Here is a 14537-nt window from a genome sequence, read left to right as displayed (position 1 = left end):
TAAAATGGAAATTTCATTAGTTAGACACGGGAAATCTCAGTGGACAGAAAATAAAGCAATCACTTGTCAGGAGTTTAGGAATTGGGTGGAGAAATATGACAGCCATGGGGTATTCGAAGAAACATCCTACCCTCCGGAAACTCTTGAAAAAATAACAAAGGCAAAAATGCTGATTACGAGCCATTTAACACGGTCCATTGAGTCTGCCAAGCTATTAAATCCTACTATACAAACGATTTCAGACCCGTTGTTTCGTGAAACGGAATTGCCTAATCCTCTAGTAACATTACGGGGATTAAGGCTATATGCAAGTGTGTGGGCAGTGCTTTTGCGCTGCCTCTGGTTTATCGGTTACTCAAGAGAATGCGAATCTTTAAGAGAAGCACAAAAGAGGGCAAAACAAGCTTCAATTCAATTAGTTACATATGCAAAAGAGTATCATCATGTTGTTTTGGTTGGACATGGATTTTTCAATATGCTGATCGCAAAAGAACTGAAAAAGATGGGCTGGAGTGGAGCTGGAAAATCAAGTTCGAAGCATTGGAATTGTACAACCTATTCAATCTAATAAAGGCTCTTTTCTCAAAAATTGTTGCTATTTATTATAAATTTTTATGATAAGAAATGGGTTGAACCTCAAAAATCAACCATACTACCGAGTAAAGAGCTGCCAACTTGATAAGAACAGCTAATCTTCATTGATTAGGTGTACAAGCCTGCTTTTACACAAACAACATGCTTTACGAAAATAGTCTATATAAAAAAGAAGGTGTTGTAATTGAAATTAACGAATTATTCTAAGATTGCAGAAAGGTATGACCAAAATCCATTTAGGATAAGCGAAGTGCAATATGATAAAGACATTAAAGAATACATAGATAACATAGAAAAACCGTTTTATAACATATTAGATTTAGCTTGTGGTACAGGATTATATCTGGATAAGCAGTTAGAAGCTTTTAAGGATAGGGGTATCAGCTGGTATGGATTAGACGCATCAGAAGAGATGTTAAAAAAAGCTAAGGAAAAGGTAACGGAAGTCAATTTTATTCAAGGGTTTGCTGAAGATATGCCATACAAATCTGATACCTTTGACTTTATTTCAAATAACTATGCTTTTCATCATTTTACTAAGAAGGATCATGCGTTAGATGAAATTCACCGCATCCTAGTAAAAGACGGTATCTATAAATTACATAACATTTCCATTCACGATATGCCACAATGGTGGGTTTATCATTATTTCCCTTCAGCCTATGAGGAAGACGTAAAAAGATATTGGGATAAAAATCTTATTTTCAAAGAACTTAAAGAAAGAGGTTTTGAAGTCAACTTGAAAATCAATTACCGGATGGAAGAAATAAAGGTAACAGATTACTTAGTTTACGCCGAAAATAGGGATATCTCAGTGTTAACGTTGATAAGTGACGATGAGTACAAAGAAGGACTAGAAAAAATGAAATTGGATGTTGAAAATAACCCTAATAAAACAATCGTAAATGATTTTGCCGAAATGTTTAGCATTGCTAAAAAGGTATGAAAAGGGGTTATGTAATTGTCAATATCTTTAAATCTTGTAGTTATTAAATCTAAAAACCTAGAGGAATCAGTCGCTTTTTACAAAAAGCTAGGTCTTCTATTTCAAAAAGAACAGCACGGTAATGGTCCAGAGCATTATGCATGCGAACTTGGCCAGATCGTTTTTGAGATTTTCCCTGCAACACACCATCATAATAAAAATATACGGCTTGGATTTAGCATTAAACATATAGAAAGTGTCATCGCCACTCTTAAATTAATAGGTGCGGAAATTGTAACAGAACCGAAAGCAAGTCCATGGGGGAAGCGGGCGGTTGTAAAAGATCCTGATGGAAATAGCATTGAGTTGATTGAGACGGAAGGATAAAAGACATTAAAATTTTTTAATAGGTAATTAGATTATGTTTCAAATAGGAGACTATTAGTGATGGAAATTGAAATTCTGAATATATTTGATGAAAACGGAAAATTAGTAGGGAAAAAATCCCGCAAAGACGTACATGAAAAAGGATATTGGCATGAAACCTTTCAATGCTGGATTGTAGGGAGAGAGGACGGAACGAATTATATATATTTTCAAATTCGCAGTGATGAGAAGGCTGACTTTCCGGGGCTTTTAGATATTACAGCCGCTGGCCATATCCTTGCCGATGAAACGGTTGAAGATGGGATTAGGGAGGTTCAGGAAGAACTGGGAATTGAAGTTACGATGGATGAGCTAATCCCGCTTGGTATTATAAAGAACACTATTAAAACGGGTCATTTCATTGATAATGAATTTGGAAACAATTATTTATACATTACTGAACAAAACTTAGAATTTAACCTGCAAGTTGAAGAAGTATCTGGAATGGTAAAAGCCAAATTCGAAGATTTTTATCAGTTTTGCTTCGGTGAATTAGAAGAAATATTGGTGATTTCAGAAACCGAATCTGATTTTCGATATATTAGCAAGAATGATTTCGTACCACATCAGGATACTTATTTTATAACCGTCGCTGAACGAATTGCAGCACGTATTTAATAATAAATATAAGCTAAATTCTTATATAGCTAATAGAACTGGTGTAATGGCTAATAGTGTTGAGATAACGGCTAATAGAACTGGTGTAATGGCTAATAGAGTTGAGATAACAGCTAATAGAACTGGTGTAATGGCTAATAGAGTTGAGATAACAGCTAATAGAACTGGTGTAATGGCTAATAGAGTTGAGATAACAGCTAATAGAACTGGTGTAATGGCCAATAGAGTAGGTATCACGTCTAATAGAATCTCGAAACATCTAATAGAAAGCCAAAACTCTAATAGATTCAATCAATCACCTATATGTTCGATAGGTTCCAATAACGCTCGAATCAAATACGGGTTCAATAACGAAGCATATTTGTTCATTCTGGTAATAAAAGAAATGAGGGTTATCCATGAAATTTGTTTTAATTGTAGGACCACAGGCAGTTGGAAAAATGACGGTCGGGCAAGAATTGGAGAAAATTACGGACCTGAAGCTTTTTCACAATCATATGACAATCGAAATGGTAACCCCATTTTTTAGTTATGGCACAGATGCCGGAAAAAGATTAGTGAAACTGTTTCGTGAGGAAATTTTTAAGGAAGTTGCTAATAGCGATTTACCGGGTTTAATTTTTACGTATGTATGTGCGTTTAACATGAAGGAAGATTTGGATTACATGGATGAGATCTGCCAAATTTTCGAATCCAAGGGCGGAACAGTGTATTTTGTTGAGCTAGAGGCTGATGTTGAAGAAAGATTAGAGCGGAATAAAAGTCCACATCGACTAGTGCAAAAGCCTACGAAAAGAAACATCGAGTGGTCGGAACGAGATTTGCTCAAGTCGATGGAAAAGTATCGATTGAACTCAATTGAAGGAGAAATCAATCGAGAGCACTATTTAAGGATCAACAATACGAATTTAGGTGCTGAAGAAGTTGCGAAAATGATAAAAGAAGAATTCCAATTATAAGAGGTGATAAAACTGGATTATGTAATGGAATTAAGAAAATTAGTAGGTCATAGGCCTCTCATTCTCACCGGTTCTGTAGTCTTGATTATTAATGAAAAGAAAGAGTTGCTATTGCAGCACCGGACCGATGGAGGATGGGGATTGCCCGGTGGATTAATGGAATTTGGAGAGAGCTTGGAAGACACTGCAAGGCGTGAAGTGAAGGAAGAGACAGGGCTTACTGTTGGAGAATTGCGATTGCTAGGTGTGTTTTCGGGACCGGAATATTATTTTAAGTTGCAAAATAAAGATGAATTATATTGTGTGACCGTTGTGTATATGACGAAGGATGTTCAAGGTACCATTGAAATTAATAAAGAGGAATCTGTTGATCTTCAATATTTTAACTTGGATCAATTGCCTGATGGACTTCTCGACGAGTATCGTAGCTACATAGAACCTTATAAAGAAGAATTAATGAAATAAAAAGGGAAAACGAGTACTTTTAAAGAAATATATCTGTATCCATAAATAAGGAGTGGTTCTGTGAAAAGTCCCGTTTTAAACGAACTCGGCGGTATCTTCATCCCAGTAAGTGATATTGAAAAAGCTCGCGATTGGTATTGTGATTTGTTAGGTGTTCCCAATGATGGCGAAATCCCGTTTGGGCATCTGTATGTTTTGCCTATGGAAGGGCCGGATATTGTGTTGGATAGTAAAATATACGCGCCTGATCGCATTATTAAGTCTCCACTTATTCAATTTAAAACTAACAACATCGAAGAAGCATACGATTATGTAAAAAGTAGAAACATAGAAATTTTTACTGAAATCCAGCACGGTCATTTTTTTAATTTCAAAGATCCAGATGGAAACCACCTCATGATGTGTCGATGCTAGACAAAGTCTATTCACTTCCTTACAGGGGGTATTTAGCATACTTGTTCGAAAATTATTGGCAGCGTTAATCACTTCATCCTTTGGTATTTTAATCGGCTCCTTGTTTTCCATTTTTTATAAAATAGAATATCTGATAGTTGGTCTTGCAGTAGGTATGGTAACTGTTCCAGCAATGATTATCATAGTGGTATTATGTTCAGCGTTAATTGAATCAACTAGCAAACGTAAACATTTGGGATGGACATATTTGAAGCATTTAGCCTGTGGAATCATTTGTGCTGGATTATTTTCATTAACTGCTCCAACTTTATTTTTCATCGTTCTGATCATTGCTGTTATTTTCGTAACGTTCTTTTTTCTAATTGATAACGCATTCAAGCATCTTGTCGACAAAAAAACGTTAGGAGTTTGACCGCGAAACAGGGTTATCATTCCTTTCGACGCGAATTAGTATAGTAGTTTTAGTAAACAAGGAAGGGTGTTCAGATTTGGCAGAATTCAAAGAGCGGAATATGCTTCTCAGAATTAGCTGGATGTTCCTTCTCATTACCGGATTGGGGATTTTAATATTTGGAATATTAGTTGCCACGTTTCCAAAGATTGCTGGTCCTTTTGATTTAGAATTGATTCGAGCGCTTGGTGTTGCAACGACTGGAATGGGATTTTTCGGTACCGTGATCACTCTCAAGTCGTACAGAAGAAAAGAAAGCTGGGCATGGTTTACCCTTTGGTTTTACCCCATCTTCTGGACATTGCATTTGGCAGGAGGATTGCCGCCAGGGAATGATCATATCCATCAGGTTGTTTTCATTGTTATATCTATCCTGGGATTGATACTTCCTTTTCGACACTTCTTCCCGAGGAAACATCAAAATAATAAAAAAATAAAGGTCAGCCATTAAGCTATTTCTATACATTTGTAGATTTAGCTCTTTTTTAATTGATGAACATTAGATCTTAATCGAGGAAACTTTTAAAGTAATTCCTGAAGTCCTTGCACAGCTAGACAAAGAAATGAAATAATTGCATGATAATATAGAATCAAAAGTCGAGTAGAGGTGGACTAGTTGAAGAAAAAAGAAAAAAGTGCCATGCAAATGCAGCGATTTGAATCGATTTTTCAATGTCCTGTTTGTACGAGCCCGATGAAAATCGTTGAATATAAAAGTGTGGTTTGCGATCAAAATCATACGTTTGATATAGCAAAACAAGGCTATGTCAATTTTCTGACTCGACCTGTGCGTTCGGAATATGATAAAGAATTATTTGAAGCACGAAAAACAATCATAGACAGCGGGTTATATGAACCACTTCATTCTAAAGTGAGAGAAATAATAGGAGAGGTGCAATCCCCAAAAGTATTGGATACTGGCTGCGGGGAAGGATCGCATTTAGCACATATTCTTAAAAATGCAAATGATGGTGTTGGAGTTGGCATCGATATTGCAAAGGAGGGGATTTTGTCCGCTGCAAAATACTATGACGATCTGATTTGGTGTGTAGGGGATCTCGCGAATAGTCCTTATTCGTTAGAGTCTTTTGATATCATCTTGAACATTTTATCGCCAGCCAACTATACGGAATTTACACGGCTGTTAAAACAGGATGGACTGTTGATAAAAGTTGTTCCGAAGAGCGAGTATTTAAAAGAAATCAGAAACCTTTTCTATGATGAAACGTATTCCAATGAGCAAACGGTTGTACGGTTCAAAGAGAATTTTCAGCAAGTAGAAACATATGAGTTATCCTACAAAGTCCCACTTCATGAAAGCCTACTTCAGCCGTTGTTGCGAATGACGCCGTTAACGTGGAACAAAATGGATGAAAGAAAGGAAGTTCGAATCACTGAGATTAGCATTGATTTGGAACTTTTAGTAGGTAGAAAAAAATAAACATAATGGGGTATACATCATGACGATAAACTCAATCATTTTTGCAGCTATAGCAGGGGTTCTTACATTCATATTTGCCGACGGATTAAGTGGTTTACTCATCACGAACGTACTATTAGGATTGATTGCCGGAAAATTATTAGACTAAAAGTAGGGTGTTTTGAAATGATTCGTTCTCTTATATTTGATATGGACGGGACTCTTTTTCAAACAGATATTTTTGGCTATTTAAGAAAAAACGAAAAATGGAGCGGAGAAAAGCATAATTGAGACATACTAAAAAATAATGGCGTTCATCTAACTCCGTTAACCGTGGAATAAAATCGATGCAGACAATGAAGTTCATCTTCCAGAAATCAGCATTGATTTAGATATTTTAGTAGGTAGAAAAAGTTAAAAATTGAACGGAGTAATTTTAGGAACATTTTTTAAGAGATATTTTACAAAATAAGTAAACTAAAAAAAGCTACCTTAATGGATAGCTTTTTAACAACTTCTTTGGTTATTGCTTCAATTATTAATTTCTAATATAGTTTCGGTCTGCTTGAATAATTTAATGGAAGTTAGCTCAACTGACAGTGATCTACATAAACTTAAAATGCGCGTCATCTCTTATGTTTTTCTTCCTCTTTTTGCAATTTCCTAATTCTGTAGATATTTTTTAGCATTCCTTTATCCCTAATTAATGTAAAGTTTCGAATGCCTGGGAAGGTGTTTACCTCAAAAATAATGGGAACTTCATTTGATTTAATCCCAAAGTCGATACCATATTCCAAACTGGGAAATTCTTGGTAAATCAATTCAGCCGCTGCAACGGAGACTTTTTTAAGGGTACAAATGAATGCCTCTTTTTCTCGTTCGTTCATTCCTAGTTGTTCTGATAATAATTCAGAAACCTCCAATACATGGGCCCCCCGATTTAAATTGACGATGCCACTTTCAAACGTTTCATCTGTAGAAATATTTGCAAACATTCCACTAACAATCCATGTTTCTTTTAACTTTTGAATATGAGTACGGATTACAAGCGGGTCCCCTTTTAAAGTAATACTATTGATTCCTTCCTGAATAACAAAGTCCCCATTTAAACCTTCTCCAGTTGAGTATTTTTTAAATGAAAAGTCTTCAATAGAAGGTATAGACATATTTAATAGCTTGCCATTTAGTGTAAAACCATTAATACGATAATTCTCATTGTCTTCTTTATAGGCTTTAAATAATCCCTTCCCTTGTCCACCTCTTTCATGTTTGATATAAACACATTCATAGCGCTCTAAAAAATCTATTAAATTTTCTACACTATAAATCTTTGTTTCAGGGACAAAATTGGAGGTCAAATGATTCTCGTAAAGTAGATTATATTGGTACATTTTGCTTATCCTAAAAAACAATAAAATCACCTCTTTTTTATGACAGACTAGAAACCTGTTAAGTATTGTTTGGGCATAAAAATAAGTAAAAATAGAGAGATTTTTTACATTCCTCTATCTAATAATTAAAGGCATCTTTTATATGTAGCGTATGCTTGAACAAGAATTTGACCTGTACTATGAACTATATTCTGTTTTACTACTTTAAGTTAATAAGAAAATAGTGGGTATTGTATAGTGTAATTAGGGGATTGAATGGGGAATTCTTTTATTTTGAAGTTAGATGGAGCATTTTATGTAAACACTAGACTAATAGTGGGGGTGTTTTAAAATGATTCCTTCTCTTATTTTTGATATGGACGGAACGCTTTTCCAAACAAACAAAATTTTGGGATTTCTCTAGAAGATACTTTTGACTATTTGCGGGAAATCAATCAGTGGAGCGGGGAAACACCTATTGAATAATACCAAGAAATTATGGGGGCGCCTCTGCCGGTCGTATGGGAAACACTAATGCCGAACTATACGAATACAGTTCGGACATTAGCCAATGATTATTTTCATGAGCAACTCATCAACAATATCAATAATGGAAAAGGGAATTTATATACCCACGTTTTCGAGTTATTCGACTTTCTTAAAGCAAATAATTATTCCGTCTACATTGCTCTACATTGCTAGTAATGGAATAGAAGATATTTGCAGGCAATCGTAACCAAATACATATACAAAATAAAGCAGATTTAGTTCAATTAATAAGCCACAAATATCATATAGGTCATGGCGCTGTCATAGGTGACAGGTTATCTGATATTAACGCAGCAAAAGCAAATAGCTTCGTTTCGATTGGCTGCAATTTTGATTTCGCGCAAGCAGATGAGCCTTCACAAGCCGATATTATCATAAATGATTTGCAAGAGTTAAAAGATGTTTTACCTAGCTTAGATTCCTTTCAAATCCAAGATAACGTGTCCCTTGAAAAGTAAGAATTCCTGTATCTCCTTCTGCAAGTAAACCATATTCTTTTCCAGACACAGTAAACTCTGAGCGATCGCCGCTTTCAAACTCAAAGGTGACAAAATAAGTCGTGCTCGTACTTGTATGATGGGAATGAAAGTCGTTGTTCCCATTCATATGCATATGGCGACTTACATTTGTCCTTTTTGTCTTTACAAGAGCAGGAACTGATAATCGAGGGGATTGCTCGTTTCTTTGCCATTGTTGAATTCCTTTAACGGAGCTAAAGATAATTGAAATAATAACGATTGCAAAAATAATAAATATAAAAATGGGTACAAAATCGAATAATGAATTCCCAAATCCTGGCATATACACCTCTTCCATTACATACACCTCACTTTTTCATTCATACGTTTTAACCATTCAGAAGGTTTCAACGACTCCAACACGATAAAATTCCAAAATATTAACAATTTCATCAAACCTGCAGGTAAACGGAAAAATCATACCGAAAATAATACTTAAAAATATATTTTGCCAATTGTCGATCTTGCTGTTTGCTGATCGTCTCTATAGTAGATAAACAATTCAAAGGAGAGATTGAGATGATATTTCTATGTATGGGTTATTTAAATGCAGAAAAAATGGACGCCCGTCCAAAACATGAGATTGAAGCTGTGATGGAAGAATGCCAGCCCCACCTAGAGGAATTCTATAACAGTGGTAAAGTAATGATAGATGCTGGTATTGAAATAGAGACGAAAACCTTGCGCCGAGTAAATGGAAAGGTGAGGGTGACGGATGGACCATTTACCGAAACCAAAGAATTGATTGGAAGTGTATTCCTTATAGAAGCAGAAGACATGGAAGAAGCAATTCAGATTGCCTCGCTTCATCCGACGACGCAAGTGAGTAAAGGAGAAGATTTTGACTTCCGTATTGAAATTCGACCTGTACATTATTTTAGGAAAAATGATTGAGGTTAGATTTTCTAATAGAAATGAAAGTGGACTTCCGATTATATGGAAGTCCATGGTTTGTTATTAGTACTTCTAAACACCTAATAGATTAAGTGTAAAACTATTACTTAAATTTGCCTATCTTTAACTATAAAAAGTTATCTAATTTCTTGTTCACTTTTTTTAGAAGGCTATTACTTAAACGATTAATATGTTCCTCATTACTCACCAATATTCTATAAGCGTCTACTATTGCTAATATACGTATTAAAATGTAGACACCGACGGCAATTAATGCAATTAAGATGGGATAGTAAGGCATTAAAACGTCTGAAGGCACAATTTCTTTTTTTACTAATAAAAAGGAAATCCCACCTGCTACAATCGAACATACCCCAACTACCATTAAGGCAGTAAACTTTCTCTTAATATTCTCATATCTAACTTTCAACTCTTTAAGATATTGTTGATCAAATATTAAAGCTTCTTTTTTTAGTGTTGTATATCGATCTTCTTCTATAAAGCCTGCAGTGATCACTCCAATCCCAAGGACAGCAATCATACTTATGAGGACAACATAAAGAATGGGATCTTGTTTAAAAACGAAATAAGGGATAGTAGATATAGTAAGAAGGCTAAATCCCATAGAAAAATATTTTGACATCTTCCGTTGAGATAGAAGATACCCTTCTGCCATTTCTTTGCTTACGTAATATCCTTTTTCATTTTCTTTACTTTGTATGACTGTATCTTTTAACAAGTAATCAATGGACACTTCAAAAATGTTTCCAAGCATTAAAAGTTTTTCAGTTTCAGGAAAACCATAACCATTTTCCCATTTACTGACAGCCTGCCTTGTCGTGTTTATTTTCTCAGCCAAGGCTTCTTGGGATAAGCCTTTTTCTTTTCTTAGCTTAAAAAGTTTTTCACTAAACGTCATAATAGGAACTCCTTTCCTTTTAAGTTAAATTATAGTAAAACATTGCCCTAAATTCTATATTCTGGCAGTTGCGCTTTGTCAACTTACGGTTGCAACTAAGTAAAATAGGGTATTCACTATGCATTTTTATAAAACTTAACGTTCCATTACTTTTTTTCAGCTATCCTTTTTAATTCTTTAGCGCGGTTAACAATAAAATTGCGCATATATGTCTCTAAGAATAATAAATCGGCTATTTTTCCAAGAATGCCAAAAGGAGACTTATAAGAAAAGGTATCTTTCATAATAGTTCCTGTGCCATTTTCCATAAATTCGTGTGTATGCGTAAAAGAGTGGAATGCTCCCTTTACCATCACATCTGTAAATTTATATGGCTTTTCCATTTCTATTATTTGAGCCGTTAATGTTTGTTTTACTCCAAAATGGATGGCTTCCCAAGTAACGGTATCGCCATTTTCCATCAGTCCAACTGTAACACCATCAATTGCTCTTTCCTTTGTTTTACTTGTTGTTTCTGTGTGTACTTCTACGTTTCTCGCAAGGTCAAAACAAACATTGATAGGTGCATTGATATAAATATCGAGATTAATTATCGGCATTTTTCTTTACCTTTCATTTGTAATTAAAATAGATAAAGCATAGCCAATCTTTCGAATGAAAAACTGGCCATTTTTAAAACAGACTATAGGAATCTTTTTATTTAAAAAACCACAGGTCGAAAGAATTGCAGACACGTTTGTATTGTTCTTCTCAGTCAGCTGATGAATGCCTGGCAACATCTCCTATAACGGAAGCTAGCTCCTTTGGACGTGACCACATCGGCCAGTGGTGTGTCGGCAGGTCGATGTATGTGACGTCACGCAACTCTGCTAGTCCACTAAACCATTCATGCCCGCCTTTGACGAATGCTTTCATCTCATCAGACGTGTGTGAAGTGCAGATAACAATGCTTGGCACATCTAGTCGATTATCATTGACCAATTCAGGTGCTTGGCGTACGGGATCACCTGGTTCGGGAATGGCACGTTCTTTTAATAGATTACGATGTTCGTCACTCATTCCACGAATGTCAGTTTCATCGAGTTCCTCCCACGGAGGCAGTGACATCTCTATACCATCGAAGTTGGAATTGATTGCTCCTTTTAATGGAAAAGTATCAACGTAGACCATAGCAGCAATCTGTTCGGGCATACGATCACTCACTTCGTAACCAGGAACGGCGGCTCCACTGTGAACGGCTAGCACGACAGGCTCCCCAGCTGCTCTCACAGCATCACATATGGCGTCAACGTGATCGGACAATTTAACATTGGAACGGTCAGCATCAGCTGATTCAAGACCTGGCAGTGTCAAAGCGGTGACGTTGTGACCTTCGGAACGGAGAGCTTCCGTTACTTCATCCCATGCCCATGAGCCGAGCCAGAATCCTGGCACAAGGATGATTGGTGCACAATTGGACTTATGTATAGATTTATTATTTTCCATGAATTTGCCTCCTTTGATTGGTAAAATTTACTGTTTCCTCCAATAGATTTGGGAACTCCATTAATAGAATAAATTCCATAAATAATTTTAATTATCCTCTTTTTTAATCGAATCTTGTTTAGTGTGCAGGAACTTTTACTTCAAAAAGAGAAATAAAAATTAAAATTACACTCTTGTCGATTTAGTCCATTTTCATTCGTTGTATAGATAGAAGCGGAAAACGAAGCTTCAATAAAAATTATTTTAGGAGGCAACAAAAATGAGATTTATGATTCTTGTAAAGGCATCGACAGATTCGGAGGCGGGTGTTCTGCCTAGCCAGGAGCTTATTGATAAAATGATGAAATATAATGAGGAATTGGTAAAAGCAGGTGTACTTTTAGCTGGAGATGGTTTGCAACCAAGTTCTAAGGGGATCAGAATTTCTTATCCGGAACCTGGCGGAAGCCCCAAAGTTGTGGATGGACCTTTTACAGAAGCGAAGGAATTAATCGCCGGTTATTACTTAATCGATGTTAAATCTCGGGAAGAAGCAATTGAATGGGCTCTGCGTATGCCGGATCCCCACGGATTTGGTCAAGGGGAGATTGAGTTAAGGCCGGTTTTCGAAGCTGAGGATCTAACCGACAATCCGGAAACGATAGCGAAGGAAGAGGCACTCAGGAAACAGCTTGAGGAACAGAAGCAAAGATGACTAAGTCCGATGCGAAGCGAACGATTGAAACAATATGGCGGATGGAGTCGGCGAAGCTTATTGCAGCTTTAACAAGGATGGTACGGGATGTAGAGCTCGCAGAAGATCTTGCCCACGATGCTTTGGTGATTGCTCTTGAACGATGGCCTAAGACAGGTATTCCAGAAAAGCCAGGCGCCTGGCTGATGACGACAGCTAAAAGGCGTGCGATTGATTTTTTGCGCAGGAATAGGTTGCGTAATCAGAAGTATGAACAATTAGCCTACGAACAGGATTTATATACTGAAGATAACGTTGATTTAGACAAGGGGATTGGTGACGATCTCCTTCGTCTCATTTTCATGACATGCCACCCAGTGCTTTCCCAAGATGCAAGAGTAGCCTTAACTCTGCGGCTATTATGCGGGCTGACAACAGATGAAATTGCCCGTTCTGTCCTTACATCTGAATCAACAGTTGCCCAACGAATTGTCAGAGCTAAAAAGACTCTCCGTTCTGCGAATGTTCCTTTTGAAGTGCCTGCAAAGGATGAGTTAAATGCTCGACTATCTTCAGTACTCGCAGTTATTTACATAATGTTCAATGAGGGATATTCGGCGTCCTCCGGAGGTGATTGGATTCGCCCATTGCTTTGTCAGGAAGCCTTAAGGCTAGGAAGGATTATCGCTGAACTCATACCGAATGAACCAGAAGTTCACGGACTCGTAGCTTTAATGGAGATACAATCTTCGCGGCTAAAAACCCGAGTTAGTTCCTCAGGTGAACCCATCCTCTTAATGGACCAAAACCGGGCAAAGTGGGATCAGTTACACATTCGTCGCGGATTGGCGGCATTGGAACGCAGTCAAAAGCTTGGACGAGAACTTGGTCCATATTCTCTACAGGCAGCCATTTCTGCTTGCCATGCCGAGGCTAGTACTCCAGAGGAAACGAATTGGACACGCATTGCGGCACTTTATGAAGCTTTATCAATGGTTATGCCATCTCCCATCGTTGAACTAAACCGGGCCGTCGCGATATCCATGGCATTTGGCCCAGTCTATGGATTGCAAATTGTAGACGAGTTATATGAGGAGCCTTCTTTAAAAGAATATCATCTTCTGCCGAGTATACGAGGTGACTTTCTTATGAAGTTAGGGCGATTCGAGGAGGCTCGTATGGAATTCCAAAAGGCTGCGGCGATGACTCGGAATGAACGTGAAAGGGAGCTGCTTTTGAAACGGGCAACTGAGTGTGAAGCTGAGATATGAAATTCAAGTGTCGCCACATATGGAAGCCAACTATTCAGGTTGTCCTTATTTTTTTAGAGGACGACCTTTCTTTCTGCCTCGTCAGTGCAATAAATTTTCTCCCTTGAAAATGATTAATCGGCTCATTTTACTCACATAAAGAGGGACAAAACTGGCCGGATTGAGTGTTGGTATGACAAACTCACAATTGTTCATTTTCGCATCTTCATTTTATAGATTCATATCTTTGTTTCTATTATCTGACTAGGAAGGAGGCGGTAGAATAGAGGGAAAGAAAGATAAATACTATTAAAGGAGTAAAAAGGAATAGGTCTAAAGTAATGCGGAAAAAGAAAAACTTTGTCGAAAAATGTTGTCTTATTATTAAAACTTGTGATAGAATCAAACTTATCATCTCTAAAAACGACGGAATGATAGAAATGTAGTAACAACCTATCAAAAATTCCTTTTCTTTTTACTAGAGTTTCTTTTGATGAAAGACTGGCAGATAGGCACAAATAGAAAGAACGTTTACACTGTCAACTGGGTTTGGTATGAAAAACAATTGGATAAACTATAATCAGAACAACTACATAATTACGGCTCG

Annotated in this window: 20 protein-coding genes and 1 pseudogene; 15 read left to right on the top strand and 6 right to left on the bottom strand. The window is 36.8% G+C overall.

The genetic code is table 11. The annotated features are described in order from the left end of the window. Positions 1 to 4: 4 nt before the first annotated feature. The 4 genes from MT489_RS07675 (at position 5) to MT489_RS07660 (ending at position 2563) form a co-directional block, all read left to right on the top strand. Positions 5 to 568 (top strand): histidine phosphatase family protein, encoded by a 564-nt coding sequence (locus MT489_RS07675; protein ID WP_244680942.1) that lies wholly within the window; start codon positions 5 to 7, stop codon positions 566 to 568. 210 nt (positions 569 to 778) lie between these two features. After that, on the top strand, positions 779 to 1540 hold the full coding sequence (locus MT489_RS07670; protein WP_244680941.1) for a class I SAM-dependent methyltransferase: 762 nt from the start codon (positions 779 to 781) through the stop codon (positions 1538 to 1540). Between the two features lie 15 nt (positions 1541 to 1555). Further along, positions 1556 to 1906 (top strand): VOC family protein, encoded by a 351-nt coding sequence (locus MT489_RS07665; RefSeq protein ID WP_244680940.1) that lies wholly within the window; start codon positions 1556 to 1558, stop codon positions 1904 to 1906. Between the two features lie 60 nt (positions 1907 to 1966). Further along, complete coding sequence (locus MT489_RS07660) at positions 1967 to 2563, top strand: NUDIX hydrolase (protein ID WP_244680939.1); 597 nt, start codon at positions 1967 to 1969, stop codon at positions 2561 to 2563. Positions 2564 to 2584: 21 nt separating this feature from the next. Here MT489_RS07660 and MT489_RS07655 read toward each other — a convergent pair whose 3' ends face one another. Then, positions 2585 to 2854, bottom strand: coding sequence for a hypothetical protein (locus tag MT489_RS07655; protein WP_244680938.1), 270 nt, complete (start codon positions 2852 to 2854; stop codon positions 2585 to 2587). Positions 2855 to 2961: 107 nt separating this feature from the next. Between MT489_RS07655 and MT489_RS07650 the strand changes: the two genes are divergently transcribed. From MT489_RS07650 to MT489_RS22135, 7 genes are all read left to right on the top strand, one after another. After that, positions 2962 to 3522: a DEAD/DEAH box helicase family protein gene (locus MT489_RS07650; RefSeq protein ID WP_244680937.1), complete on the top strand. Its 561-nt coding sequence runs from the start codon at positions 2962 to 2964 to the stop codon at positions 3520 to 3522. A gap of 12 nt (positions 3523 to 3534) precedes the next feature. Then, positions 3535 to 3987 carry an NUDIX hydrolase gene (locus MT489_RS07645; protein ID WP_483308095.1) on the top strand — a complete coding sequence of 151 codons (453 nt, stop codon included), beginning with the start codon at positions 3535 to 3537 and terminating at the stop codon, positions 3985 to 3987. Between the two features lie 60 nt (positions 3988 to 4047). Beyond that, positions 4048 to 4401, top strand: coding sequence for a VOC family protein (locus MT489_RS07640; protein ID WP_244680935.1), 354 nt, complete (start codon positions 4048 to 4050; stop codon positions 4399 to 4401). 55 nt (positions 4402 to 4456) lie between these two features. Then, the gene (locus tag MT489_RS07635; protein ID WP_244680934.1) at positions 4457 to 4813 is read left to right on the top strand and encodes a hypothetical protein; all 357 of its coding nucleotides are present in this window, start codon (positions 4457 to 4459) and stop codon (positions 4811 to 4813) included. 76 nt (positions 4814 to 4889) lie between these two features. Then, entirely contained in the window at positions 4890 to 5303 is a 414-nt protein-coding gene (locus tag MT489_RS07630; RefSeq protein WP_244680933.1) for a hypothetical protein, read from the top strand. Between the two features lie 165 nt (positions 5304 to 5468). After that, positions 5469 to 6293 (top strand): putative RNA methyltransferase, encoded by an 825-nt coding sequence (locus MT489_RS07625; protein ID WP_307415294.1) that lies wholly within the window; start codon positions 5469 to 5471, stop codon positions 6291 to 6293. Positions 6294 to 6312: 19 nt separating this feature from the next. Further along, on the top strand, positions 6313 to 6441 hold the full coding sequence (locus MT489_RS22135; RefSeq protein WP_280518539.1) for a hypothetical protein: 129 nt from the start codon (positions 6313 to 6315) through the stop codon (positions 6439 to 6441). A gap of 457 nt (positions 6442 to 6898) precedes the next feature. Here the strand turns inward: MT489_RS22135 and MT489_RS07620 are convergent, their stop codons facing one another. Then, positions 6899 to 7663, bottom strand: coding sequence for a YheC/YheD family protein (locus tag MT489_RS07620; RefSeq protein ID WP_244680932.1), 765 nt, complete (start codon positions 7661 to 7663; stop codon positions 6899 to 6901). 331 nt (positions 7664 to 7994) lie between these two features. Between MT489_RS07620 and MT489_RS07615 the strand changes: the two are divergent. Then, positions 7995 to 8649 (top strand): annotated as a pseudogene (locus tag MT489_RS07615) (HAD hydrolase-like protein). On the opposite strand, the gene MT489_RS07610 reads toward MT489_RS07615, so the two are convergent. Beyond that, entirely contained in the window at positions 8600 to 9007 is a 408-nt protein-coding gene (locus MT489_RS07610) for a DUF2500 domain-containing protein (RefSeq protein WP_244680931.1), read from the bottom strand. The pseudogene MT489_RS07615 and the gene MT489_RS07610 sit on opposite strands and share 50 nt — an antisense overlap. 221 nt (positions 9008 to 9228) lie before the next feature. Here MT489_RS07610 and MT489_RS07605 point away from each other — a divergent pair, with 221 nt between their 5' ends. After that, complete coding sequence (locus MT489_RS07605) at positions 9229 to 9603, top strand: YciI family protein (RefSeq protein ID WP_244680930.1); 375 nt, start codon at positions 9229 to 9231, stop codon at positions 9601 to 9603. A 127-nt stretch (positions 9604 to 9730) separates the two neighbouring features. Here the strand turns inward: MT489_RS07605 and MT489_RS07600 are convergent, their stop codons facing one another. The 3 genes from MT489_RS07600 to MT489_RS07590 all read right to left on the bottom strand — a co-directional run bounded on the left by MT489_RS07600 (position 9731) and on the right by MT489_RS07590 (position 12007). Then, the gene (locus MT489_RS07600) at positions 9731 to 10522 is read right to left on the bottom strand and encodes a helix-turn-helix domain-containing protein (RefSeq protein WP_244680929.1); all 792 of its coding nucleotides are present in this window, start codon (positions 10520 to 10522) and stop codon (positions 9731 to 9733) included. 146 nt (positions 10523 to 10668) lie between these two features. Further along, entirely contained in the window at positions 10669 to 11121 is a 453-nt protein-coding gene (locus MT489_RS07595; RefSeq protein ID WP_244680928.1) for an SRPBCC family protein, read from the bottom strand. 151 nt (positions 11122 to 11272) lie between these two features. Then, positions 11273 to 12007 (bottom strand): alpha/beta fold hydrolase, encoded by a 735-nt coding sequence (locus MT489_RS07590; RefSeq protein WP_244680927.1) that lies wholly within the window; start codon positions 12005 to 12007, stop codon positions 11273 to 11275. Between the two features lie 259 nt (positions 12008 to 12266). Here MT489_RS07590 and MT489_RS07585 point away from each other — a divergent pair, with 259 nt between their 5' ends. Both MT489_RS07585 and MT489_RS07580 read left to right on the top strand, forming a co-directional pair. Continuing rightward, complete coding sequence (locus MT489_RS07585; protein WP_244680926.1) at positions 12267 to 12701, top strand: YciI family protein; 435 nt, start codon at positions 12267 to 12269, stop codon at positions 12699 to 12701. Next, complete coding sequence (locus tag MT489_RS07580) at positions 12698 to 13951, top strand: RNA polymerase sigma factor (protein WP_244680925.1); 1254 nt, start codon at positions 12698 to 12700, stop codon at positions 13949 to 13951. Before MT489_RS07585 ends, MT489_RS07580 begins: the two co-directional genes overlap by 4 nt. Positions 13952 to 14537: the final 586 nt, after the last annotated feature.

Source organism: Lederbergia wuyishanensis (assembly GCF_022900255.1).
Lineage (GTDB): Bacteria > Bacillota > Bacilli > Bacillales > Bacillaceae_C > Lederbergia > Lederbergia wuyishanensis.
The sequence above is the reverse complement of the archived record's forward strand: the minus strand, read 5'-3'. Positions and strand labels throughout refer to the sequence as shown.

Coding starts and splice junctions, on each gene's coding strand:
- MT489_RS07675 (WP_244680942.1), top strand. CDS start 5: ATGGAAATTTCATTAGTTAGACACGGGAAATCTCAGTGGACAGAAAAT.
- MT489_RS07660 (WP_244680939.1), top strand. CDS start 1,967: ATGGAAATTGAAATTCTGAATATATTTGATGAAAACGGAAAATTAGTA.
- MT489_RS07650 (WP_244680937.1), top strand. CDS start 2,962: ATGAAATTTGTTTTAATTGTAGGACCACAGGCAGTTGGAAAAATGACG.
- MT489_RS22135 (WP_280518539.1), top strand. CDS start 6,313: ATGACGATAAACTCAATCATTTTTGCAGCTATAGCAGGGGTTCTTACA.
- MT489_RS07620 (WP_244680932.1), bottom strand. CDS start 7,663: ATGTACCAATATAATCTACTTTACGAGAATCATTTGACCTCCAATTTT.
- MT489_RS07610 (WP_244680931.1), bottom strand. CDS start 9,007: ATGGAAGAGGTGTATATGCCAGGATTTGGGAATTCATTATTCGATTTT.
- MT489_RS07605 (WP_244680930.1), top strand. CDS start 9,229: ATGATATTTCTATGTATGGGTTATTTAAATGCAGAAAAAATGGACGCC.
- MT489_RS07600 (WP_244680929.1), bottom strand. CDS start 10,522: ATGACGTTTAGTGAAAAACTTTTTAAGCTAAGAAAAGAAAAAGGCTTA.
- MT489_RS07595 (WP_244680928.1), bottom strand. CDS start 11,121: ATGCCGATAATTAATCTCGATATTTATATCAATGCACCTATCAATGTT.
- MT489_RS07590 (WP_244680927.1), bottom strand. CDS start 12,007: ATGGAAAATAATAAATCTATACATAAGTCCAATTGTGCACCAATCATC.
- MT489_RS07585 (WP_244680926.1), top strand. CDS start 12,267: ATGAGATTTATGATTCTTGTAAAGGCATCGACAGATTCGGAGGCGGGT.
- MT489_RS07580 (WP_244680925.1), top strand. CDS start 12,698: ATGACTAAGTCCGATGCGAAGCGAACGATTGAAACAATATGGCGGATG.